A 21,551-nucleotide genomic window follows, 5' to 3' on the forward strand; every position below is an offset into this window, starting at 1 on the left:
GTCAAGGCGTCAACACGTCAGGACGCCTGCGCAAGCTCCGGCAGCATGTCCAGCGCGTACGCCTTCACACGCGCGCGCACGTGTTCCGGCAGCCGCTGAATCACGCGCTCGGCGTTGGCGCACACCACCTGCTGATACCCCAGCGACACCAGCCGCTCGCCCGAAACAAACCGGAACACCATGTAGAACGAGCATGGCTGCACCCGGAATGTGTTCAGGTGGCATTCCACGCGCTGAAACGGGAATGTCTCTTCAACGAATTCCTGATGCGCCAGCTTGGTCACGAAGATCACGCGTCCGCTCATGAGCAGATCAGCGTCAATGCACTCGTGAAACCAGCGCTCGCGCACCACGCCCTGCCACTCGAAATACCGGGCGAAATACGTGTTGGCGTAGGCGTTGGAATCTTTCAGATAGACATCGAAGGCGTACTGGAACGTCTGCTGCGCGGAAATGGCTTCGGGCAGCTCGGCATTGCGCAGATAGTGGTCGACGACTGTGGCAATGGATTGGCCTGTCGGCATCGCATACTCCAAGAATGGAAGTGGCTGCTGGCGGCAGCCGCGCATGTGCGGTGGTCCCGCGCATGTGTCCATTCTTCCGATGCACTTGCCATTGCGTAACACGCCAATAGCGTAGCCCTACGAACGGGCGGCCTACTCCCCGCCCGCAACACTGCGCAGCCCCGGCGGACTATGGTGAAAGCGAAACGTATTGCGGCCGCTGCGCTTGGCATCGTAAAGCGCCGCATCGGCCCATCCGAACAGCACGTCCAGGTGTTCGTCGACAGGCGTGAGCGTGACGGCGCCGGCTGACAGCGTGACGTACGGCGCGGCGACGGACGCCGCGTGCGGCTCGGCCCGTTCAGCCACCCTGGCCACGGAGCGGGCCACGGCGTGGCTGGCGTCATCGCGGTTCAGGTCAAACAGCATGGCGACGAATTCTTCGCCGCCCACGCGCGCAATGAAGTCATCGGGGTGACGGCACGCCATGCCCAGCATGTCGGCCACCATGCGCAGGCACTCGTCGCCACGCAGGTGACCGTAGGTGTCGTTGTATTGCTTGAAGCAATCGATGTCGAACAGCGCCAGCGTGACGGAGCGGTTGTCACGGCGGGCGTGGTCGAGCAGGCGCGGGGCCTGCGTTTCAAAAAAGCGGCGATTGAACAGGTGCGTGAGCGTGTCGCGGTTGACGTCGTTCTCCAGCACGCTGAGCAAGGCCCGCGTGCGCTGCAGCTCGCCGCGCAGCGCATCCTGGGCGCTGGCCATGCCGGCGCGCTGCAATTGCTCGACCGTCACGTCGCGCAGCAGCAGGAAAACGCCGGCGTGGTGGCCGCGGGCGTCGCTCAGGCCTTCGAGCGTGACTTCCAGCGTGCGACCCGTGTCGGGCAGCCAGACCTGGTGGCGGTTGGGCAGGCGCGTACGCTCAAACTCGCGCAGGATGCCGCCCACGTTCAGCACGGCAGGCGGCATCGCATGCACCTGGGCGCTCGGCAACAGGTAGCGCGCGGCGGCGTTGATGCTGGCGATGGAGCCATCGCGGGCCAGCACGATGCAGCCGTCTCGCATGGCCCCGATGATCTTGCCCCGGGCATAGGCTGCGGTATCACGCAGGCGCGGCCGCAGCACGATCCAGCCGAGCAATGCGGTGCTCACGGCAAACGTGGCGGGTGTGAGATCACCGCCCAGCGCCGTCGTCCAGCGCTGCAGATAAGCGAGATGCGCTACCAGCGGCAACAGTTGCCCGATGACGAGTGCCAGCCGCACCTGCGTGCGCGACGACACGTACAGCCCGCTGGCCGCTTCGCCGGTGGGCAGCACCAACAGCACAAGGCTGATGGCCAGCAGCACGTAGTTGTAGGCGGTGCCCACCCAGAAGACTCGCCCGTGATCGAACACTGCGCGCTGTATGCCATCGATGACGACGAAGCGCGCATCGAGCCACACCAGGTGGTGCAGTTCATTGGTGGCAACCAGCCCGATGAACGCGGCGGCCACCAGCAGCGCCAGCACCCAGCCCGCGCGCACCAGCGGCAATGCATTGAAGTCTGGCCGGATGAGGCCAATCACCATGCGCAGCCACGCGGCGGGCACCATCATGATCCCGAGATAGGCGACCTTGGCCCAACCCACCCGCACGGGCATGTCAAAGGTGACGACCTCCATGAGACGCGCGCCGCTCCACAACGCGGTGCCGAGCGCCAGCAACATGAAGGCAGAGACTTCCGTGTCATCACGGCGCGGCCAAGACAGGCCGATCAGCGCGATCGAAACGAGTGCAGCGCAAGCCAGTGCCGCGATCAGCATGATCGGCACGCCCCGCGCGCATGGCGATGCCGGCGAATGGCGGCGCCAGCCGGTTGATCCACGTGTATTCCCCGTTTGTTTGTTGTTCTTGCAGTGTATCGGGCACTCTTGTCGAGTGAACGGCTGCGTGGTGCGCACCCGATCACCTCTCCCTGCCATCGGCAGGAAATGTAAAAACTGAAGGCCGGGGCGGCTTGCCGGCGCATGGCGCGGCCCTCGCGTGCTGATCGGTGCATATCGATCTGCCAACGAATTCGTTTGCGTAGCGCAGCAATCACCCTACGCTTGGCCCCCTAAAAATCATCAGGGGTTGTCATGCAAGCACGTGTTTCGGGCACATCTTCGTTGCAAAGTCTGGCGCAAGGGTTGGCAAGATCATCGCGCCATGCGGTGGGTGTGGTCATTGGGGCGGCATTGGCGGTGGCGGTGCTGCACGCGCCGGCGGCTCACGCTGACAAGCTGGACGACATCAAGAAGGCGGGCGTGCTGCGCGTGGGCGTGTTCGATGCCAACCCGCCCTTCGGTTACGCCGATGCCAAGACCGGCCAGCCGGTTGGACTCGATGTGGACTACGCGCAGGAAATCGCCAAAAAGCTGGGCGTCAAGCTGGAACTGCGCGCCACCAACCCGGCCAACCGCGTGCCGCTGCTCACCTCGGGCAAGGTCGATATCGTGGCCGCCAACTTCACCATTACCGACGAGCGCAAGAAGCAGATTGAATTCAGCACGCCGTACTTCGCCAGCGGCCTGCAGTTCATCGCCAAGAAGGGCGTTCTCAAACAGCCGGACGATCTGAAGAAAGACGGCATCCGTCTGGGCGTCGACAAGGGCACCACGCAGGAAACCACCCTGCGCGACGGCTACCCCAACGCCCGCGTGATTGCCTATGACGATTCTCCGTTGGCGCTCACCGCGCTGCGCAGCGGCGCCATCCAGGCGTTTGCTCAGGATGGCGCCAAGCTCGGCGCACTGTTGGCCACGCTGCCCAACCGCAGCGAGCTGGAGATCTCGCCGTTCGTGCTGACGCGCGAATACATGGGCATCGGCGTGCCCAAGGGCGAAGCAAAGCTGACGGCCACCATCGACCAGATCCTGCAAGGCCTGGAGAAAGACGGCACCGCCGGCCGCATCTATGACCGCTGGTTCGGCCCGAAGAGCGCGGCCCCGCTGCCGCGCGACTTCATCATCGGCAGCACCAAGTGAGCTTGAGCCTGCCGGCCCTCCTCCAGCCCCTGCCACCGCGTTATCTCGGCTGGATGCTGGAGGGCTTCGGGATGACACTGCTGGTGTCGGCGGCGGCCATCGCGGGCGGGCTGGCCGTGGGCCTGCTGCTGACTGCGCTGCGTGCGAGCACTCAGCCGTGGCTGCATCTGCCGGCGCGCGGTCTGGTGGCCTTCCTGCGCAAAACGCCGTTGCTGGTCCAGCTGTTCTTCTGGTATTTCGGTGCGGCGCAGTTGCTGGGCGAGGATGTGGTCGGTGCCATTACGGGCTGGAGCGGCATCGCCGTGGGTGGCTGGCGGTTGCCTGCGCCGTCATTCGAATTCCTGTCGGCGGCATTTGGCATTGCGCTGTATGCGGGCGCGTTCTTCTCAGAAGAGCTGCGCGCCGGCATCCGCGCCGTGCCGTGCGGGCAACGTGAGGCCGCGCTCTCGCTGGGTTTCACGCCGCGTGCCGCCTTCCTGCGTGTGGTGCTGCCGCAGGCGCTGCGCGTGTCGGCGCTGCCGCTGCTGGGGCAATGTGCCAACACCATCAAGAACACTTCGCTGGCCATGGGCATCGGGCTGGCAGAGCTTGCATATAGCGCGCGGCAGGTGGAAACCGACACGCTGCTCGCTTTCCAGGCCTTTGCCGTGGCAACCGTGCTCTATGCCGGGGCGATTCTGTTGCTGCAATGGGCCGCGCCGATAGCGCTACGGCGGCTTGGTCGGGCGCCAGCGCAGATTGCGTCGGCCGGAGCCCCCTCGTGACGATGGAAGCCGTGCTCCTGCACCTGCGCTACCTGCTGGTGGGCCCGTATCCGACCGGCCCCCTGGCCGGAGCGGCGCTCACGTTGTGGATGGCGCTGTGGGCCTGCGTGACCGCCACGGCGGCGGGTGTGGGTGGCGCCTTGCTGCTGGACCGGCTCGACGCCACGCCCGGCCTGCGCCGGCTGGCGCATCTGCTGCGCGGGCTGCTGGCCACGCTGCGCGCCATTCCCGTGCTCATGCTGATGTTCTGGGCCTACTTCCTGATCCCGATGGTGCTGGGCGTTGCGGTGCCGGAAACGGCCACGGTCGTCACCGCGCTTGCCGCCGTAGGCGCTGCCTACATCACGCAGAGCATGGAAGCCGGGTTGCGCGCCGTCGGTGCCGGACAGCGCAACGCGGCACTGGCGCTGGGTATGTCGCCCATGCAGGCGTTGCTGACCGTGGTGCTGCCCCAGGCGTGGCGCATCATGCTCCCGTCGCTGGCCAATCAGTGGGTGTCGACGGTCAAGGACACCTCGCTCGCCTACATCGTGGGCGTCGTGGAACTGTCAACCGCCGCCAGCCAGGTCAACAGCCGCACGGTGGCGTATCCGGCCGAAGTATTTGGCGCGGTGGCCGCCCTGTATTTCCTGCTGTGCAGTGGCATTGAAGCGCTGCCCAAATGGTTGCGCTCTGGCGCCGGCACACCCGTGGCGCAACCGGCCCGTGTGTCGACCTGGCAGCGCTTCTTGCGCTGGCGCGAACGCCCCGCTTCAGATGCCGTGACTTAGGCCACACCGCTATCTTGCGTTCACAAAACGTCGGTATCATCCAAACATGACCGATACCCGCGCCACCGCCCATCTCTATCCCGCGCACGACCTGGCGATCTGCACCGACGCCAACACCGCTGTCGAGCGCATCACCGCCATCTACGAGCGCTCTGCGCAAGCGATTCGCGATCGTTTCCACGCCTTTGCGCGCGGTGAGGATTGCAGCGAAGACCTCTCTGCCTGCTACCCCTACCTCGGCATCACCGTCGACCCGAAAACGCTGGTGAGCGACGCGCGGCCGGCATGGGGCACGGTGGCGTATCCGGGTGTGTACGGCACGACGCTCACGCGGCCGGACCTCTTCCGCGACTACTACCGCGTGCAGATCGAACGCCTGCTGCACTATCACAACAGCCCCGTCGTGGTGGGCGTGAGCAACCGGCCGATCCCGCTGCCGTTCGTGGTGGAGGCATCCACCGTGGACATCACGCCCGAACAGGCACGCGCGCTCGGTGGCGCGTTCATGCTGCCCGACCTCGCGCAGATCGATGACTCCATTGCCAACGGCACCTATCGCCCGATTGGCGACGAGCCGCAGCCGCTGTCGATGTTCACCGCCGAGCGGGTCGACCTGGCCTTGCAGCGCCTGTACCACTACACCGCCACGCATCCGAAGCACTTCCAGCGCTTTGTGCTGTTTACCAACTACCAGCGCTACGTCGATGAGTTTGCCGCCCTGGGCCGCAAGCTCATGGAAGACGGCAACGACGAGGGCTACATCCGCTTTGTCGAGCCGGGCGACACCGAACACGAACTCGGCACGCCCGCGCCGGACGACTCGCACCGCATCAAGGGCCTCCCGCAGATGCCCGCTTACCACCTGGTGCGCGAAGACCGCCTGGGCGTGACACTGGTGAACATCGGCGTGGGCCCGTCCAACGCCAAGACCATCACCGACCATCTGGCCGTGCTGCGTCCGCACTGCTGGATGATGATCGGCCACTGCGGCGGACTGCGCCGCTCGCAGCAGCTGGGCGACTACGTGCTGGCGCACGCCTATGTGCGCGACGACCACGTGCTCGACCAGGACCTGCCGCCGTGGGTGCCCGTGCCGCCCATCGCCGAGATTCAGGTGGCGCTGCAGGAAGCGGTGGCGCGCATCACGGGGCTCTCCGGCGCCGACATGAAATCGCGCATGCGCACCGGCACGGTGGTCTCCACCGACGACCGCAACTGGGAGCTGAAGTACCAGGCGCTGTACACGCGCTTCAACCAGTCGCGCGCAATTGCCATCGACATGGAAAGCGCCACGATTGCCGCCAACGGCTTCCGTCTGCGCGTGCCGTACGGCACCCTGCTGTGCGTGTCGGACAAACCGCTGCACGGCGAACTGAAGCTGCGCGGCATGGCCAACCTGTTCTACCGCCAGCGTGTCAGCCAGCACCTGGATATCGGCATGGAGGCCGTGCGCCTGCTGCGCGAAAGCGGCGTTGAAGCGCTGCACTCGCGCAAGCTGCGCAGCTTTGACGAGCCCGCGTTCCGATAGCGCGGGTCAGCGCAGGCGCTGCTCCGGCAGCGCTTGGCGCAGGAATTCCAGAAACACCCGGACCACCTCGGGCAAGGTGCGGCCCGCCAGGGTCTGCAGCTCCACTGTCCGCCCACGCATGCCGCGCTCGCGAATCTCAGCGGCATGCAACTCACCGCGCCGCACGCGATCGCGCACCGTGATCTCTCCCGCGATGGCCAGGCCGCCGCCGTGCAGCACGAAACTCAACAGCCCGTCGAAGCGATTGCTGACCAGCACCGGCTCGAACACGAGCCCGCGATGACTGCAGCCCATGTCGAACAACTGGCGCACCGTGTTGTCGGGCCCCGAGAGCGCAATCGGAAATGGGTGCATCTGCGCAAGCGTCACGCTGTTGAACTTCGCCAGCGCGTGGTCGGGCCGCATGATGGCAAACACCGAGCCACGCTGCTGGTACGCCACGCGGATGCCGTGCACAGCGGCACGGCTGTAGGTCAAGCCGATGTCGACGTCGCCGCGCAAGACCGCCTCGGTCACGCGCATGGGTTCTTCGGCGCGCAGGTCGAACTGAATGCCCGGATGCTGCTCGCGAAACGCCACGATGGCCCGTGGAACAAACTCAATCGCAAAGCCATCGGAGCACGCAATGCGCACACGCCCGCGCTGCAGCCCTTGCAGGCCCTGAATATCCGAGACCACGCGCTCGGCCTCCAGTGCCCCGCGCAGCGCATGCGCGGCCAGCAGCTCGCCTGCCGGGCTGGGCGTCATGCCGCGCGGTTGACGCTCGAACAGCGGCACGCCCAACAACTCTTCAAGTATCGCCACTTGCCGGCTGATGGCCGATGCGCTGACATGCAGGCGCGCGGCCGCCTCCGTCAACGAACCGCTGCGCACAACCTCTAGAAAATAGCGAAGGGACGTCTCCTGCAGGCGATGGGATGACATAGGCGACGTGGGCGCGAGGCCCTTTTGCTTTGCAGAAAACGCAAAGATATCCCAAGAAAATTCTAATGGTCAAAAAGGTGTGGTGTGCTCAGACTCATGCGGAACTGTCCGATCAGCGGAGTACCCAGATGCCCCTTCAGCTAGCCGCCCGCCAAACTGCCGCGCACCGTGCATCCCATCGCCTTCGGGCGTGGGTGCCTGCCCTCATGCTCGGTGCCGCTGGCTTGAGCGGCGCCGCCGAACTCTCTGCGGCAGACGCCGAACGCCAGGCCCAGGCAAGCTACCGCGAGTACTTCGAGCTGCTCTCCCTGCCCAACGACGCCATCGCACCGGAAGACGTCCGCAAGAATGCCGACTGGCTGGAGCAGGCGTTCCGCAAGCGGGGCTTCACCACAAAGCAGTTGGCGAACAACGGCAAGCCGATGCTCTATGCCGAACTGCCGAACCCGGATGCTGCCCGCAAGACGGTGCTGTTCTACATGCACCTGGACGGCCAGCCGGTGATTCCCGCGCAGTGGGCGCAGAAGAGCCCGTGGACGCCCGTGCTCAAGCACAAGACCGCCCAGGGCAACTGGGAAGAAATCGACTCGGCGCAGCTTTTCAGCGGCCCGCTCGATCCGGAGTGGCGTGTCTTCGGCCGGTCGTCCGCCGACGACAAAGGCCCGATCATGATGATGCTGACCGCCATCGACGCACTCAAGGCCAGCGGCGCTCAGCCGGCCGTCAACGTCAAGATCATTCTCGACAGCGAGGAAGAGAAAGGGTCGCCGTCGATCAGCAAGGTGATGCAGGCAAACCGCGAACTGCTGCGCTGCGACGCCATCGTCATCCACGACGGCCCCATGCATGCGAGCAACCTGCCGACACTGGTCTTTGGCAACCGTGGCGCGGCCGAAGCCAGGCTCACCGTCTACGGCGCAAAGGTGCCGTTGCACAGCGGGCACTACGGCAATTACGCCCGCAACCCGGCCCAGCAGTTGGCCAACCTGCTGGCATCGATGAAGAACGATCAGGGCCGGGTGACGGTGCCGGGCTATTACGACCACGTCAAGATCAGCGAGGCTGACCGCAAGATCATGGCTGCCGTGCCCGACGACCAGGCGGCGCTCAACAAGCGCCTGGGCATCGCGCATGCCGACAAGGTCGGCGCCAACTACCAGGAGGCGATGCAGTACCCGTCATTGAACGTGCGCGGCATGGCTTCTGCGGCCGTGGGCGACAAGGTGGCGAATATCGTGCCCGACAAGGCCGTCGCCGAACTCGACCTCCGAACCACGCCAGACTCCAGCGCGGCCTACCTCGGCAAGCTGATCGAGCAGCACATCGAGCGCCAGGGCTACCACCTCGTAAAGAACGCCCCGACCGACGAAGAGCGCAGCCGCTACGACAAACTGGCCACCTTCACGTATCAGAGCGAGGGCGCGGATGCCGCGGGCTCACCAATCGATTCGGCAGTGGGCACATGGGCCTACAAATCGCTGACCGACAGCTTTGGGGCCAACCCGGCGCCGGTCCGCATCCGCATGATGGGGGGGACCGTGCCCACCGCAGAAATCGTCGGCGTGCTGCAGGTGCCGTTCGCGATCATCCCTCTGGTCAACGCCGATAACAATCAGCATGCTGCCAACGAAAACCTCCGGATGGGTAACTACGTGAGCGGTGTGCGCACAATCTACGGCCTGCTGACGCACCCGCTCTGACAGGCCACGGCCCCTAAGCCGCACGAAACAGCCCATGCAGGCCGAGCGGCGCCACGCCGTTCAGGCTCGCCTTGGCGACAGGCCCCGCAGAGACATGCTGCGCATCGAACGCCGTCAGGCTGGTGCAACCGGCGTCCACATCGAACACCGTGCCCACCAGCCAGCCCTCGCCTTCGCGGGCGCTGGCCGAGGCCGGCACGAACACGTGCTCTTCCACCAGCGTGCGGTGTCCAAAGCGGTACTGCTGCACCTGCCCCGAATCCGTATCGACGCGCATGACAGTGTCAAAGCCGTGCAGCGCGTGCGGGCTGCCATTCGACGACGGCGCCGTGTGGGCCACCATGAACAACGCGTGATGACGCTGCGAGGTGCGGCGCGTGTCGATTTTTGGGAACTCGGCCACATGCTCGGTGCTGAACTGCTCGGCGCGGCCAGTGCGCAGATTCAGATGCACTTGCGTGAGGCGCGCGCCGGGCGATGGGCGTATCTGCCCGCGCATCAATTCGCGCAGCGACGTGGTGACGACCGTGGCATCGTCCGAGCGGATGTAATCGAGATGGACCTCCTGCCCATCCGGCGACGACCATGCATTGCCCAGATGGAAGACGAAGCCCGGTGGCAACTGCAGCCAACGCATGCGCGTGACATCGTCCTTGTCGAGCACGAGCACACGCATGCCCAGCTCCGGCCGCCAGACATGTGAATCCAGAAACGACATGCCAGCGTGCGAGCGTTCCATGTCGTACACGAACGGCGGCAGCAGAAACACCAGGTGGCGCTGCGTCACGGCAAAGTCATGCACCATCGCCACATCCGGAACCTTGACAGATTCCACCCGCTTCAGCGCACCGTCCGCGCCCACGCAATAGACGGTCAGCAGACCGGCCGCGCTGCTCACGCCAAAGTTCCACAGCGTGCCGTCGGGCTCGACTTTCGGGTGGGCAGAAAACGGCATGCCCTTGTAGTCGTCGCGCCAGGTCTGCACCCCCAGCGTACGTAGCGAATCCGGATCGACACGCGTGGCCGAGCCACCTTCCCACAGCGCGAGCATCTCGTTGCCGTGCATCACCAGGCTGGTGTTGGCCACGTTGATGCTGTCGGGCGAAGCGACCGGCTCCATGTCGGGGTTGGCGGTACCGAAAGTCGCCCGCAACGGCCGGCCGGCGGCGGTATCGGCGACAAACTTGTCGGTGCGCACGAACACGCCGCGGTGCGTGACGCCCTGCTCGCTGATGTCGTAACGCTGGATCATGCCGTCGCCATCAAACAGGTGGTGGTAACGCACGCCGCCGATCTCGTGCCGCGCTGCGCCGTTTCGGTAGAACGCGCCGCGCAACGCTGGCGGGAACGCCCCCTCCACCTCCAGCGCGCGGGTCGGCATGTCGGCACTGACCCCCTGGTACCCCGCCAGCCACGGGTTTTGCGCACGTGCTGCAGCAAACCCCGCAGCCCACGCGTCGGAGGTGGCGGCCGTGACGTCGGTCAGGGTCAAGCCAAACGGTGCGGCGCCCAAGGCCGCAAGGAAAGATCGGCGTTGCATGACGGGCCCTCGCTCAACATCAATGCAGGTGAATCGTCACGCGCAGGTCGCCCTGCACGTCGATGGCGGCATCGTCAAATGCGGGCGGGCCAAAGCGGCCGCGTGCATCGCGGCTGAAACCGTAGGGCTCGATGGGAATGCCGGCCGGGTTGGTGCCGAGCTTGGCGTCATTGTTGACGTCATGAAAGACCGACAACGCGTAGCGCCCCGCCGGCAAATCCGGATATACGAAGGTGACGCTCGCGCCCGACACGCCATCGAGCGCAGCAATGTCCGCCCGGATGGCCGAATCGGGCTTGAGCCAGCTGGCGCTGTCGCGGAACATCGCGGCACGCACCGCGCCCTGGCGCCCTTGCGCGCCTTCCACCACCACAGTAAGCGTGGCGGCGGATGCACTTGCGGCAAGTGCTGTCAGCATCAGGGCCAGCGCAGCGCGCGGCAGAGAAAACATGGCAGTCATGAACGTCTCCTGAGTGGCCGGCGATGCGTTGGTAGGCCGGCGGGTCAGGAGGCAATGTAGGCGGGCACTCTGTGGCGGTCAGCGAGGATGCGACGAAGTGCGGATGCCGGGGCGCAAACGGTCGCTTGCGGGCGATGAGTGAATCACAGCTGGAGGGAAATCACACGGAACGCGGTGACTCGAACGCCCGGGGGCTCAGCGGGCGCGCTGTGGAGGTGCTAGTGCGGCAAGCTGGACAGACGGTGCTCGGCCAACAGCACACTGGCGCTCAACGCAAGCTGGGCGGAGATGAAGCCCTCCGGCATCTCAACGTCTTCCCAGTCACACACGATGCAGCCGGCGCGACAGATCTGGAAACGGGCCATCCAACGATGATCGTCGCGTTGCAGCGGATCAACGACGATGACATGCGCGCCATGTGTCACTTCCTGAATGGACATTGTGGGTTCCCCGTTTGTGATCGTTGGAAGCCCACCTTAGCAAAGGGCTGTGACACAAATCTGTCCGCCGCTCACCTACAAATGGGGGAGGGCGCACCTCAACCGACCAGAGGATCGGGGCGCGCAGCCGAGCGCGTGCCAGGCAACGGATGGTTATTGGGGCCGTAATACGTAAATACCGCCGAGAATTTGACGGCGCCCGTCTGGTTGGCACGGGCTGCATGGAACGTGTTGCAGTGGAAGAGCAGCACGTCGCCGGGCAGCAGTGGCACGGGGCGCGCGGTGTCGATCAGCGCGCGGTTCTCCGGCAGCTCCTGGCGCAGGAACAGCTTGGCGTCGAACCGGTCGGCGGGCAGGTCAAGCGTGTGGCTGCCGGGAATCACCCACAGGCAACCGTTGTCGACCGTCTCCTCCACCAGGGCCAGCCACGACGACACCAGCTCGTTGCGTGCGAACGACCAGTAGCGGCTATCGCGGTGCCAATGTGTGGCCGTGCCAAAGGCGGGGTGCTTGGTCATCACGCAGTTGTGGTGCGCGAGCGAAAGATGCACGGGGCTACCAATCAATTGTGCGATCGCGCCGGCCACCCGCGGGTCGCGCGCCCATTCCGTATAAGGCGTGCCGCGAGAATCGGCATCGAGCAGGCGGCGCACCGTTTGCCCCCCCTCGGCTTCGCGCGAGGCGGGTGCTCCGGCATAACCGACGTCGGTTTCCAGCTCTAGCGGGGCCGCTGCATGGGCCAGCCCGTCCTGCGCGGCCGCAAGCAACGCGGCGCTCACCTGCTGGCTGGCGAAGCCGCGCAACACGACGTAGCCGTGCTCATGGAAGAAGGCGCGCTGCTCGTCGGAAAGCGGCTGTGCGTGGGCGGCGGCGGTGGGGGCAAACGCAGGCATGGCGGAAAAGCGTACGGAGACGGCGAAAGAAAACGAGTGTAACGCGCCGCCGGATGCGTTGCAGGCCCGACATACGACGAGCCTGCGCAGGATCAAACGCGGTAGGCGTTGCCCTGCTCGCGCTTTACCAAAACGCCTGCTGGCCAGACAGCCGGAAATACTTTGCGATCACCATCAAACCGAGCAGGCGTTCCTGGTCGCGGTTCATGAACTGCGCCACCCATTGATTGGCGCGGCGGATGATCGCCAATGCATCGCCAGGGTATTTCCGGTAATGCTCCATTTTCTCCTGCAGGTCTGAATAATCATCCTTCAGCAAGACATAATGCACATCCGGAATCAGCCGCCCCTCCATGAACCATGTCTCATACCGGGGCCGCCTCATGAAGCAAAGCGAATTGGATGACATGATCCATTTCAGGTTGGTTGCAACGTCGTTCCCCTCGACGCTCACAATAAATTTGTATTGCAACTGCTCGGCAATCGTCATGGGGGATTTGTAAGTTGCTTTCCCAAGCTCCGATTTTCGAGTATCGCCAATATTAACGTTTGCGAGGTCATGACACCGTTCGACAAACGCTTTGCGATGTTCCTGGTGGCAAGGACCACGAAAAACCGCCATTGGCTTCTTGTCGTGGAAATGGATCGTGTCGCGTGCCAGCGAAAAATGCCGGATGGCGTCCAGCTTCAAGAGAATCCCATTATGGGAACTGCTCTTGATGGGACGACTCTTCACGAACGCCGGATGGCTCGGCTCGGCAGTCACATCTCCGCAGTCGTAGTCAAAGCTGTAGCCCGGTCCAAAATAGTCCATCAGATCGACAAGGTCATAGAAATAGGTGCTGCCTATTTCACACCCCTTGTTCACGATGGTGCTTGTTGAGGATTTCAACAAGAAATTTGAATACTCCACCGCATTGTGGCTCGGGTCGAAGGACTTTGAAACCGAGTTGTAATAACTCAATCGATCGATGACATCCTGCATGCCACTGTGGCCACCTTTGCGTTTCAGAAGAGTCTCGGCTCTTCCATTTTTGGTAGCGCGGGCCAGAAAATGACTTGAGGCATTTGAAAAGTAATACCAGAATTTTCTTGCAGAGACTCTGCTCAAGCGGTATTTGAGATGACGCATGAACCAAAAGATGCCGCGGAAATTTAAACCCAGGGGCGTCGCTTTTCGGGCGAAAAGTCCCAGCCCCCACACGCAGATGCAAGCGCCACATGGCCCACTTTCTGCTCGCCGCCGACGCACGGTGCCGCCGATGGCGCTTCCCTCTTCAGGCAGCACATCGACCCCAATTGCCACTCGCATCCGCAGCGGGCCTCACTTTACCGTAAGTATCTTGCGACTCATTCCGATTCTTGGAGGCAAAGGGCCGGCTCCCATACTGGATTGACTCCCGGTCGCTTGGCCGTTGTCATGGCGTCACACTTTTCTGTCGTCCGAGGCCAACCCGTCACGTCGGGCTCGCCCACGGCGTTGAAGCCCAAGCAGGCGAGCGAGTGCCCGCCTGCCTGCGTATTACTGCACTTCCAACGCAGTCACGGTCAGTGCGCCGTTGATCTTCTCGGCGACAAAGCGCACTTTGCTGCCGACCTGCACTTTGGTGAGCATCGCCGGATCCTGGACTCTGAACACCATCGTCATGGGCTCCATACCGAGGTTGTCGAGCGGGCCGTGCTTGATGGTCAGCTTGCCGGCAGCGGTGTCGATCTTCTTGATCTCGCCTTCGGACATGGGTGCGGTGGCGGAGACCGCCGGCGCGGAAGCGGCGTCTTCGGCCGCGTGAACAAACGGTGCACCGGCCAGCAGCGCGGTCAGCATGAGGGCGTGACGGAACATATTGGGCTCCTTGTCGAAAGACATGGTTGGGGAGAGATCAGGATTTGTTGCCGCGCACCTGCACGGCGCCGCGCATGCCGGCCTCGAAATGTCCGGGCTGCAAACACGCAAACTCGACCGAGCCTGCGCGCGTGAAGTGCCAGACGATCTCGCCGCGCTGGCCCGGGTCAACGGTCACGGCGTTGGCGTCGGCGTGCTCCATCTCGGGGTGCTTACGCATCTGCTCTGCGTGGGCGACGAGGTCGGCCGGCGTACCGAGCGTCATCTCGTGCCGCACCTGGCCACGGTTGATGACCTCGAAGCGGATCGTCTCGCCGCGCTGCACGGTGATCTGCGCGGGCGTGAAGCGCATGGTGTCGGCCATGTCGACGCGCACGGTGCGCGTGATGCGCGCAGCGTCGCCGGGTTCGCCGATGGCAGCATCGTCGTGGTCATGCCCGCCGGCATGACCGCCAGAGGCGTGAGCGATGGCGGCCATCGACATCAGCGCGGCCAGGAGGGTGGAACGGATCAGATTGGATTGCATGGTCGGTCTCATCGTGGATGTGGATTCAGGCATCGCTCAGTCGTCGATGCCGTTGCCGGTGTATTCGTAGGCGACGGTGCCCTTGGGGTGCTTGTACCAACCGGGGTCTGCATAGCTGTTGCGCGGCAGATCGCGACGCACTTTCATCACCGTGAACATGCCGCCCATTTCGATGGCGCCGAATGGGCCTTGCCCCGTCATCATCGGCAGCGTGTTGTCGGGCAGCGGCATTTCCATCTCGCCCATGTCGGCCATGCCGGCCTGCCCCATGCCCATGTAGTCGGGCACCAGCGCGTTCATCTTCTTGGCAAGGTCTTTCTGCTGCACACCGATCATGGTCGGCACGTTGTGCCCCATGGCGTTCATCGTGTGGTGCGACTTGTGGCAGTGGAAGGCCCAGTCACCAGGGTTGTCAGCGACAAACTCGATGGCGCGCATCTGGCCCACGGCAATGTCGGTCGTCACCTCGGGCCAGCGCGCGCTGGGCTGGACCCAGCCGCCGTCGGTGCCGGCCACCTCGAACGTGTGGCCATGCACGTGCATCGGATGGTTCGTCATGGTGAGGTTGCCCATGCGGATGCGCACGCGGTCGCCCAGGCGCACGGGCAATGGGTCGATGCCGGGGAAGACGCGGCTGTTCCACGTCCACATGTTGAAGTCGGTCATCTGGGCCACGCGCGGCGTGTATGAACCGGGGTCGATGTCGTACGCGGCAAGCAGGAAGACAAAGTCGCGGTCCACACGGTGCTGCGCCGGGTCTTTCGGGTGCACGACGATAAAACCCATCATGCCCATCGCCATCTGCACCATCTCGTCGGAATGCGGGTGGTACATGAAGGTGCCGGACTTCTTCATCTCGAACTCGTAGACGAAAGTCTTGCCGGGCGGAATGTGCGGCTGCGACAGCCCTCCCACGCCGTCCATGCCGGCGGGCAGGATCATGCCGTGCCAATGCACCGTGGTGTGCTCGGGCAGCTTGTTCGTGACGAAGATGCGCACGCGATCGCCTTCCACGCATTCGATCGTCGGGCCGGGGCTCTGGCCGTTGTAGCCCCACAGGTGGCCCGTCATGCCGGGCGCGAATTCGCGCTCGACGGGTTCGGCCACCAGGTGGAACTCCTTCCAGCCGCCGCGCATGCGCCACGGCAGCGTCCAGCCGTTGAGTGTGACGACGGGGTTGTAGGGGCGGCCATTGGGCGGTGCGAGCGGCGGCTGGGTGGCGGGCTTCGATTGCAGCAGCGCTTCGGGCAGCGAGGCAGCGCCGGCGCGCGAGACCATGGCCGCGCCCAGCATGGCCGCGCCCGTGCCGCCGAGAAATTGACGTCGGGAAACCATGTTCAATGTCCTTGAGGAGAGTTCGGCGCAGAGGCGGTTTCGTTCGCCTCGGCCGGCGGCAACTTACCGCCCAGCGCCATCTGCAGATCGGTCTGCGCAATCCAGTAACCGCGCAGCGCGTCGATGTAGCCGTTCACGGCATTCACCTGCTCGCGCGCATCGGCCAGCAGCTCAAACACGCTCACGAGCATGCCGTTGTAGCGCAGCAGCATCTCGTCGGAGATGCTCTTGCGCACGGGCACCACCTCGTCGCGGTAATGCCGCGTGAGATCGTATGCGGTCTGGTAGCGCACGTATGACTCACGCACTTCGGAACGCGCGCGCACAGCCGTGTCCGCAAGCTGATCGGCAGCCTGCATGTAGATCGACTGCGCACGCGCAACGCGGGCGCCGCCCCAGTCGAATAGCGGGATCTCGATGCTGATCTCATAACCCGTTTCACGGGGCGCGTTGGATTGGCTGTTGCGCACGTAGCCGAGGTCAAGCACGTTGATGAAGCGCGTTGCCTGCGTGAGCCCCAGCGACGATGCCAAGCCCTCGACCTGCAGCTTGCCCGCCTGGATATCGAGCCGGTTGCGCAGCGCGTAGGCCTCGATCTGTTGCAGCTCAGGGCGATCCTTCGGCAGGTCGGGCAGCCGTTCAGGCAACCTGAAGGCGGTCTCTGCGCCCCACACACCAAGCAGGCGGATCAACGCCTCGCGCTCGGCCTGCGCCTGCTGACGCGTGCGCGCGAGGGTGGCGGTGGCCTCCGCATAGAAGGCTTGTTCACGTGCGCGATCAAGCTTGCTGAAGTTGCCTGCGGAAGCCAGACGCTTGGCGAACTCGGCACCGGCTTCGGCGGCTTGCTGAACCTGCTCCGCATAGCGCGCGGATTGCTCGGCCGCCACGGCATTGACATACGCGCGACGTGTATCGGCGGCCACCTGCAGCATCTGGTTGGCCACCAGCAGCTTGGTCTGCTCAAAGTAACGGCCTTCGATGCGCGTGGCCATCGGCAGCGTCAGCAGGCTCAGGAACGACAGCGAGAACGTGCGCTCGATCGACAGATCGTCGCCGCTGCGTGTGCGTTTGAAGCTGAAGCCGGGATTGGGCAGGCGGCTGGCCTGCACGAGCGCGGCTTCGGATAGACCCAGCTCTGCATACGAAGCCTGCAAGCCACGGTTGTTCAGCAGTGCGATCTGCACGGCGTTGTCCATCGTCAGCGGCTGGGCGAGCAGCTCGCGCGTACGCTGCGCGGCGCTGTCGCGTGCTTCTGGAGAACGCTGCCAGGTGGCGTCCTTGCCGAGCCGGTCGCGCGCCACATCGGCAACGGTCTTGAAGCCGCTGTCTTGCGTGATGGTGGCGCAGCCGCCGAGCAGCAGCGTGGCAGCCAGCGCGCACAGGACGAGGCGGCGTGTGGATGGATTGAGCACGGTGCCTCCTCAGTGGTGGTGCATGCCGGGCATGGATTTGCCGGCAGGCTTGGTGGAGGTGGCGGCTGGAGCGCTCGCGGGCATGGCGGGCCCCGCGTGGCCGCCGTGTGCGGCGGTGTCCGGCGTGGGGCTCACGGCAGCGTTGGTCTCGCGCCAAGGTGCGGGGCCTGTATCGCGATACGCGTGGTAGCTGTCGAATGTGTGCGGCGCGGCCACGGCGGGCACCGCCGCATCCGCATTCAGAGGGTCAGGCGCAGTTGCCGCCGGCGCAGATGCCGCGCCCTGCGCCAATACCCATGGCGGCGCCAGGGCCAGCAGCGCGGCGGCCACGAACCATCGTGTGAAAAGCATGAGAAACCTCGATCAAGCGTGATGACGTACGGCTGCACGTGGTGCACGGAGCCGTCAAACCAGAGGCCAGTCCGTTCTATGGACGGACTGGTGGCGTCAAACGCGAATCGAGGGTGGACGTTGCAGCGCTTCGGGAATGAAGCTGCGGAAGGAAACAGCGAGGCCGCGCGGCGCAGCGGCCGGCAGCTTGATCAGCGGCACACCAAGGCTGGCAGCCAGGGGGACGACCGAACCGAGCGAACAGGCCGCGCAGATCGGGCAGGTCTTGCAGTGCGACTGTGCCGGCGCTTTCGAGTCGGCGCCGGCGGCCAGGGCATCTTCGTGCTCATGGCAGGCATCGGACATGACTGTGCCGTCATCCGGCATTGCCATGGCAACCATCGCATCGTCCATTGCACCGCCGCGCGCCATCATGGCCGTCGCGGCAAACCCTTGCAGGGGCAGTGCCAGGACAACCAGCCAGAGCAGGAGGCGGGTCAGCAATCGGTGCATGGAAAAAGGACGGGCTGAAAAAATCGTTGGCTGCGCAAGCCGCTAGTGTAGCGCGATGCCATCAAATTTCGCGCGATGCAGCACAAGTTGAGTCGAGCACGGCACAATGACGGCCTGCTGCGTACCCATTTCTGCGCACCCTGCTTTCCCCATCATTCCAGCTTCAACGCCCCCATGAATACGCAATCCCACCAGCTCAGCATGACCGTGCTGATGACGCCCGACATGGCCAATTTTTCCGGCAACGTGCACGGCGGTCACATTCTCAAGCTGCTCGATCAGGTCGCCTATGCGTGCGCGAGCCGCTACGCCGGCCGCTACGTCGTGACGCTGTCGGTGGATCAGGTGGTGTTTCGCCAGCCGATTCACGTGGGCGAGCTGGTGACGTTCCTCGCGTCGGTCAACTACACCGGCCGCACGTCGATGGAAATCGGTATCAAGGTCGTCACGGAGAACATCCGCAACCAGGTCGTGCGCCATACCAACAGTTGCTACTTCACGATGGTGGCCGTGGATGACGACGGCAAACCGGCCGACGTGCCGCCGCTCGCGCCCGCCAACGCCGAAGAAAAGGAACGCTTCGAAGCCGCGCAGCAGCGCCGCACCCTGCGTCAGGAAATGGAAGCCCGGCACAAGGCGATCAAGGCAACGTACGGCACGCCCGGCACGAGCAGCTAAGCGCGCAATGCCATCGGCAGCGACGCAACACCCCCGCGTCGCGCCTGCCTGCCTACGCAGTCAGCAAGGAACTGCGAACCGCGTGGTATCGCGGTCGCGCATCGTTATCCACAGGCTTACCCACTGTTTCTGTGGATAACGCGCGGCGCCACTGTTGAGCAAACGCGCGGAGCTTCGAGTCGACCTACGGCTGAGGAAGTGCGTGCAGAAACGCGAGCACGGCGTCGTTGAACAACGCCGGTCGCTGCAACGGCGCGAAATGGCTCACGCCCGGCAGCAACACAAACTGTGCACCAGGAAGGGTCCGCGCCAGATAGCGCGCGTGTTCGGGCCGGATGAACTCGTCGTGCTCGCTCTGCGCGATGGTCACCGGCACGCGGGTCGCTGCCAGCTCCGCGGCCGTCGCGTTCGGCTGCGTCTGCATCATCTCGGTGACGGCTGCGACAAATGCATCGAAGTCGTCCGGTGTGGATGACAGCGCGGTGTAATCCTTTTGGTGGCGAACGAAGCAGCGGTCGATGACGGGCGTGGGTACGAAAGGCTTGGCGCCACTTGGGTCCATGTTGCAGCCGAAGAAGAACACGCCCGTGGCGCGTTCCGGCGTCTGCATGGCGAGGGTGAGCGCAACGCAAGCACCGTCGCTCCAGCCGATGAAGGCGGCGCGGTCGATGTGCAGCGCATCCATGACGGCCCGCACGTCGGAAGCCATGCGCGTGTAGGCGTAAGGCTGTGCGTCGCGCGTGCTGCGGCCGTGCCCACGGCTATCGATGACGATGGGCCGGTAGCCTGCGGTCATGAGTGCCGAAATCTGATACCCCCAATTGCCGCCGTGGCCAAGCCCGCCATGCAGCAGGATCACGGGCTTGCCGGCACCGAAGGTGGCATACCAGATGCGCGCGCCGTCGTGCTCGACATGGCCTTGCTCAACGGCGGCCGGCAGTGGCTCAGCGCCGTGGGCGGCAAACCGCGTCAGATCGTCGTCGAAGGTGTCCACGTCGATCGGGTATCAGCTGGCGTAGCCGAGCGCCGCAAACTGCTGCTTGAACCACCAGTAGCAGAACGCCGAAGCCGCCGCAAAGAAGGCTATGAGCACCCAGCCCAGGGGCGTGAGGCGTTTGCGTTGGGCATCACGGTAGGCCAGCTTGTCGCCTCCCACCAGAAACGCCAGCCCGAACACCACGCAGCCCGGCACCAGCACCATCGCCTTGAGCGAGTAACACACCGTGGCGGCACCGGCCTGCGCCTGGTGCAGCGGGCCGAGGATGAAGATCCAGCCAATCACTGCGCCCAGGATGAGCACCAGCACACCGCCCAGGCGGGCTTTGAGGTCTTGAGACATGGATGTTCCGAGGGATGGGTTGGCTGGCGCCGTGAGGTTTCCGCCACCAGCCTGATCCCGCGAGAATAAGGAAGCCACCTCGCCCACGCAACTTGTGTGAAGCCCGTTAACACGATGCCCTCTTCCATGCTGAAAAATCAGGTCGATCAGGCTGGCTTGACCAGCAACATCATCAGCGCCGTACCCAGCAGCACAGCGCAGAACGCCAGACGCAGACGCCGCGCTGAAAACCGATACGCCAGCGCTACGCCCCACGACACGCTCGCAATACCGCCGGCCGCCAGCGGAATGCCCGTACCCCAATCCACATGGCCGGCATGCCCATACGTGGCCAGTGCAATGAACGAGCCCGGCACCACCAGCGCAAGCGCCATGCCTTGGGCGCGTGTCTGCGGCATGCCGAAGAAGGTCACCAGTGCCGGCACCACCACCAACCCGCCGCCCACTGTGAAGATGCCCGACATCGCCCCGCTGGCGATGCCCATCAATGGCAGCGCCGCGGCCGGCATGGCATGTGGGGCAGCATGCGAGGCGTCAGCGGCATGCGGCTTTTCTTTGAGCTGCGAGGCAAAGTAGACCGCCAGCACGATCAGGAATACCGCAAACGCCGTATGCAGCAGATGGGCATCCAGCCCGGCTGCAAAGCGCGCGGAAACGTAGGTCGCCGCCATCGAGAACACGCAGATCAGCGCGACGGAACGCAGATGCACCGGATGCCGCTGGTGATACCGCCAAAAGCCGATCAGCACATTGGGCGCAATCATCACCAGCGCAGTGCCCTGCGCCAGGTGCTGGTCCATCCCGTACAGATAGCCGAGCACAGGAATGGCGATCAGCCCGCCGCCAATGCCGAGCAAACCGCCCGCCACGCCAAGGCCCATGCCAAGCAGCAAATTGATCAGGCCCGTAAGAATCGCGTGAGATGTCATGCCGACAAGCAGGGAGGGAGGACAAACAAATGCGGCGGGGCGCTGTATACGCTAAACCCCGCCGCCCGCTGGGAATGTGAAAAAATAACGTTTTACCGACACACCAGCTCTATGCGCG

General features: G+C 64.5%; 23 protein-coding genes. 6 read left to right on the top strand and 17 right to left on the bottom strand.

What is annotated here, in order from left to right; translation table 11 throughout:
* Positions 1-17: 17 nt before the first annotated feature.
* Together R2N16_RS09450 and R2N16_RS09455 are read right to left on the bottom strand one after the other, a co-directional pair.
* Positions 18-524 carry an acyl-CoA thioesterase gene (locus R2N16_RS09450; RefSeq protein ID WP_316665372.1) on the bottom strand — a complete coding sequence of 169 codons (507 nt, stop codon included), beginning with the start codon at positions 522-524 and terminating at the stop codon, positions 18-20.
* 132 nt (positions 525-656) lie between these two features.
* Entirely contained in the window at positions 657-2,306 is a 1,650-nt protein-coding gene (locus tag R2N16_RS09455; RefSeq protein WP_316665373.1) for a GGDEF domain-containing protein, read from the bottom strand.
* 315 nt (positions 2,307-2,621) lie between these two features.
* Between R2N16_RS09455 and R2N16_RS09460 the strand changes: the two genes are divergently transcribed.
* From R2N16_RS09460 to R2N16_RS09475, 4 genes are read left to right on the top strand one after another with little or no spacing between them, the layout of a single operon-like run.
* A complete protein-coding gene (locus R2N16_RS09460) occupies positions 2,622-3,509 on the top strand; it encodes an ABC transporter substrate-binding protein (protein ID WP_316665374.1) in 888 nt (295 codons plus the stop codon).
* Positions 3,510-3,562: 53 nt separating this feature from the next.
* A complete protein-coding gene (locus R2N16_RS09465) occupies positions 3,563-4,273 on the top strand; it encodes an amino acid ABC transporter permease (RefSeq protein WP_316665421.1) in 711 nt (236 codons plus the stop codon).
* 2 nt (positions 4,274-4,275) lie between these two features.
* Positions 4,276-5,043, top strand: a complete 768-nt coding sequence (locus R2N16_RS09470; protein ID WP_316665422.1) for an amino acid ABC transporter permease — start codon at positions 4,276-4,278, stop codon at positions 5,041-5,043.
* Positions 5,044-5,089: 46 nt separating this feature from the next.
* Positions 5,090-6,571 (top strand): AMP nucleosidase, encoded by a 1,482-nt coding sequence (locus tag R2N16_RS09475; protein ID WP_316665375.1) that lies wholly within the window; start codon positions 5,090-5,092, stop codon positions 6,569-6,571.
* Positions 6,572-6,577: 6 nt separating this feature from the next.
* Here the strand turns inward: R2N16_RS09475 and R2N16_RS09480 are convergent, their stop codons facing one another.
* On the bottom strand, positions 6,578-7,495 hold the full coding sequence (locus tag R2N16_RS09480; protein ID WP_316665376.1) for a LysR family transcriptional regulator: 918 nt from the start codon (positions 7,493-7,495) through the stop codon (positions 6,578-6,580).
* Between the two features lie 206 nt (positions 7,496-7,701).
* Between R2N16_RS09480 and R2N16_RS09485 the strand changes: the two genes are divergently transcribed.
* Positions 7,702-9,195 (top strand): M20/M25/M40 family metallo-hydrolase, encoded by a 1,494-nt coding sequence (locus R2N16_RS09485; protein WP_428984106.1) that lies wholly within the window; start codon positions 7,702-7,704, stop codon positions 9,193-9,195.
* A 13-nt stretch (positions 9,196-9,208) separates the two neighbouring features.
* Here R2N16_RS09485 and R2N16_RS09490 read toward each other — a convergent pair whose 3' ends face one another.
* The 11 genes from R2N16_RS09490 to R2N16_RS09540 all read right to left on the bottom strand — a co-directional run bounded on the left by R2N16_RS09490 (position 9,209) and on the right by R2N16_RS09540 (position 18,487).
* Positions 9,209-10,735, bottom strand: a complete 1,527-nt coding sequence (locus R2N16_RS09490; protein WP_316665378.1) for a carotenoid oxygenase family protein — start codon at positions 10,733-10,735, stop codon at positions 9,209-9,211.
* A gap of 19 nt (positions 10,736-10,754) precedes the next feature.
* The gene (locus R2N16_RS09495) at positions 10,755-11,195 is read right to left on the bottom strand and encodes a DUF2141 domain-containing protein (RefSeq protein WP_316665379.1); all 441 of its coding nucleotides are present in this window, start codon (positions 11,193-11,195) and stop codon (positions 10,755-10,757) included.
* Positions 11,196-11,413: 218 nt separating this feature from the next.
* Complete coding sequence (locus tag R2N16_RS09500; protein ID WP_316665380.1) at positions 11,414-11,635, bottom strand: hypothetical protein; 222 nt, start codon at positions 11,633-11,635, stop codon at positions 11,414-11,416.
* 98 nt (positions 11,636-11,733) lie between these two features.
* Complete coding sequence (locus R2N16_RS09505; RefSeq protein ID WP_316665381.1) at positions 11,734-12,528, bottom strand: phytanoyl-CoA dioxygenase family protein; 795 nt, start codon at positions 12,526-12,528, stop codon at positions 11,734-11,736.
* A 124-nt stretch (positions 12,529-12,652) separates the two neighbouring features.
* Positions 12,653-13,840, bottom strand: coding sequence for a glycosyl transferase family 90 (locus R2N16_RS09510; RefSeq protein ID WP_316665382.1), 1,188 nt, complete (start codon positions 13,838-13,840; stop codon positions 12,653-12,655).
* A gap of 210 nt (positions 13,841-14,050) precedes the next feature.
* Positions 14,051-14,371, bottom strand: a complete 321-nt coding sequence (locus R2N16_RS09515; RefSeq protein ID WP_316665383.1) for a copper-binding protein — start codon at positions 14,369-14,371, stop codon at positions 14,051-14,053.
* A gap of 37 nt (positions 14,372-14,408) precedes the next feature.
* Entirely contained in the window at positions 14,409-14,897 is a 489-nt protein-coding gene (locus R2N16_RS09520; RefSeq protein ID WP_316665384.1) for a cupredoxin domain-containing protein, read from the bottom strand.
* A gap of 36 nt (positions 14,898-14,933) precedes the next feature.
* Positions 14,934-16,232, bottom strand: coding sequence for a multicopper oxidase domain-containing protein (locus tag R2N16_RS09525; protein ID WP_316665386.1), 1,299 nt, complete (start codon positions 16,230-16,232; stop codon positions 14,934-14,936).
* 2 nt (positions 16,233-16,234) lie between these two features.
* Entirely contained in the window at positions 16,235-17,644 is a 1,410-nt protein-coding gene (locus R2N16_RS09530) for a TolC family protein (RefSeq protein WP_316665387.1), read from the bottom strand.
* Positions 17,645-17,653: 9 nt separating this feature from the next.
* Positions 17,654-17,995 carry a hypothetical protein gene (locus R2N16_RS09535; RefSeq protein WP_316665389.1) on the bottom strand — a complete coding sequence of 114 codons (342 nt, stop codon included), beginning with the start codon at positions 17,993-17,995 and terminating at the stop codon, positions 17,654-17,656.
* Positions 17,996-18,091: 96 nt separating this feature from the next.
* Positions 18,092-18,487, bottom strand: coding sequence for a DUF2946 family protein (locus R2N16_RS09540; protein ID WP_316665390.1), 396 nt, complete (start codon positions 18,485-18,487; stop codon positions 18,092-18,094).
* 174 nt (positions 18,488-18,661) lie between these two features.
* Between R2N16_RS09540 and R2N16_RS09545 the strand changes: the two genes are divergently transcribed.
* Positions 18,662-19,165 (top strand): acyl-CoA thioesterase, encoded by a 504-nt coding sequence (locus tag R2N16_RS09545; protein ID WP_316665391.1) that lies wholly within the window; start codon positions 18,662-18,664, stop codon positions 19,163-19,165.
* 184 nt (positions 19,166-19,349) lie between these two features.
* On the opposite strand, the gene R2N16_RS09550 is transcribed toward R2N16_RS09545, so the two are convergent.
* The 3 genes from R2N16_RS09550 to R2N16_RS09560 all read right to left on the bottom strand — a co-directional run bounded on the left by R2N16_RS09550 (position 19,350) and on the right by R2N16_RS09560 (position 21,433).
* Positions 19,350-20,159 carry an alpha/beta fold hydrolase gene (locus R2N16_RS09550; protein ID WP_316665393.1) on the bottom strand — a complete coding sequence of 270 codons (810 nt, stop codon included), beginning with the start codon at positions 20,157-20,159 and terminating at the stop codon, positions 19,350-19,352.
* 12 nt (positions 20,160-20,171) lie between these two features.
* Positions 20,172-20,504 carry a hypothetical protein gene (locus R2N16_RS09555; RefSeq protein ID WP_316665394.1) on the bottom strand — a complete coding sequence of 111 codons (333 nt, stop codon included), beginning with the start codon at positions 20,502-20,504 and terminating at the stop codon, positions 20,172-20,174.
* Between the two features lie 146 nt (positions 20,505-20,650).
* Positions 20,651-21,433 carry a sulfite exporter TauE/SafE family protein gene (locus R2N16_RS09560; RefSeq protein WP_316665395.1) on the bottom strand — a complete coding sequence of 261 codons (783 nt, stop codon included), beginning with the start codon at positions 21,431-21,433 and terminating at the stop codon, positions 20,651-20,653.
* Positions 21,434-21,551 lie beyond the last annotated feature (118 nt).

Origin of the sequence: Ralstonia psammae, from assembly GCF_958405935.1 — a bacterium.
GTDB classification, from domain to species: Bacteria; Pseudomonadota; Gammaproteobacteria; order Burkholderiales; family Burkholderiaceae; genus Ralstonia; species Ralstonia psammae.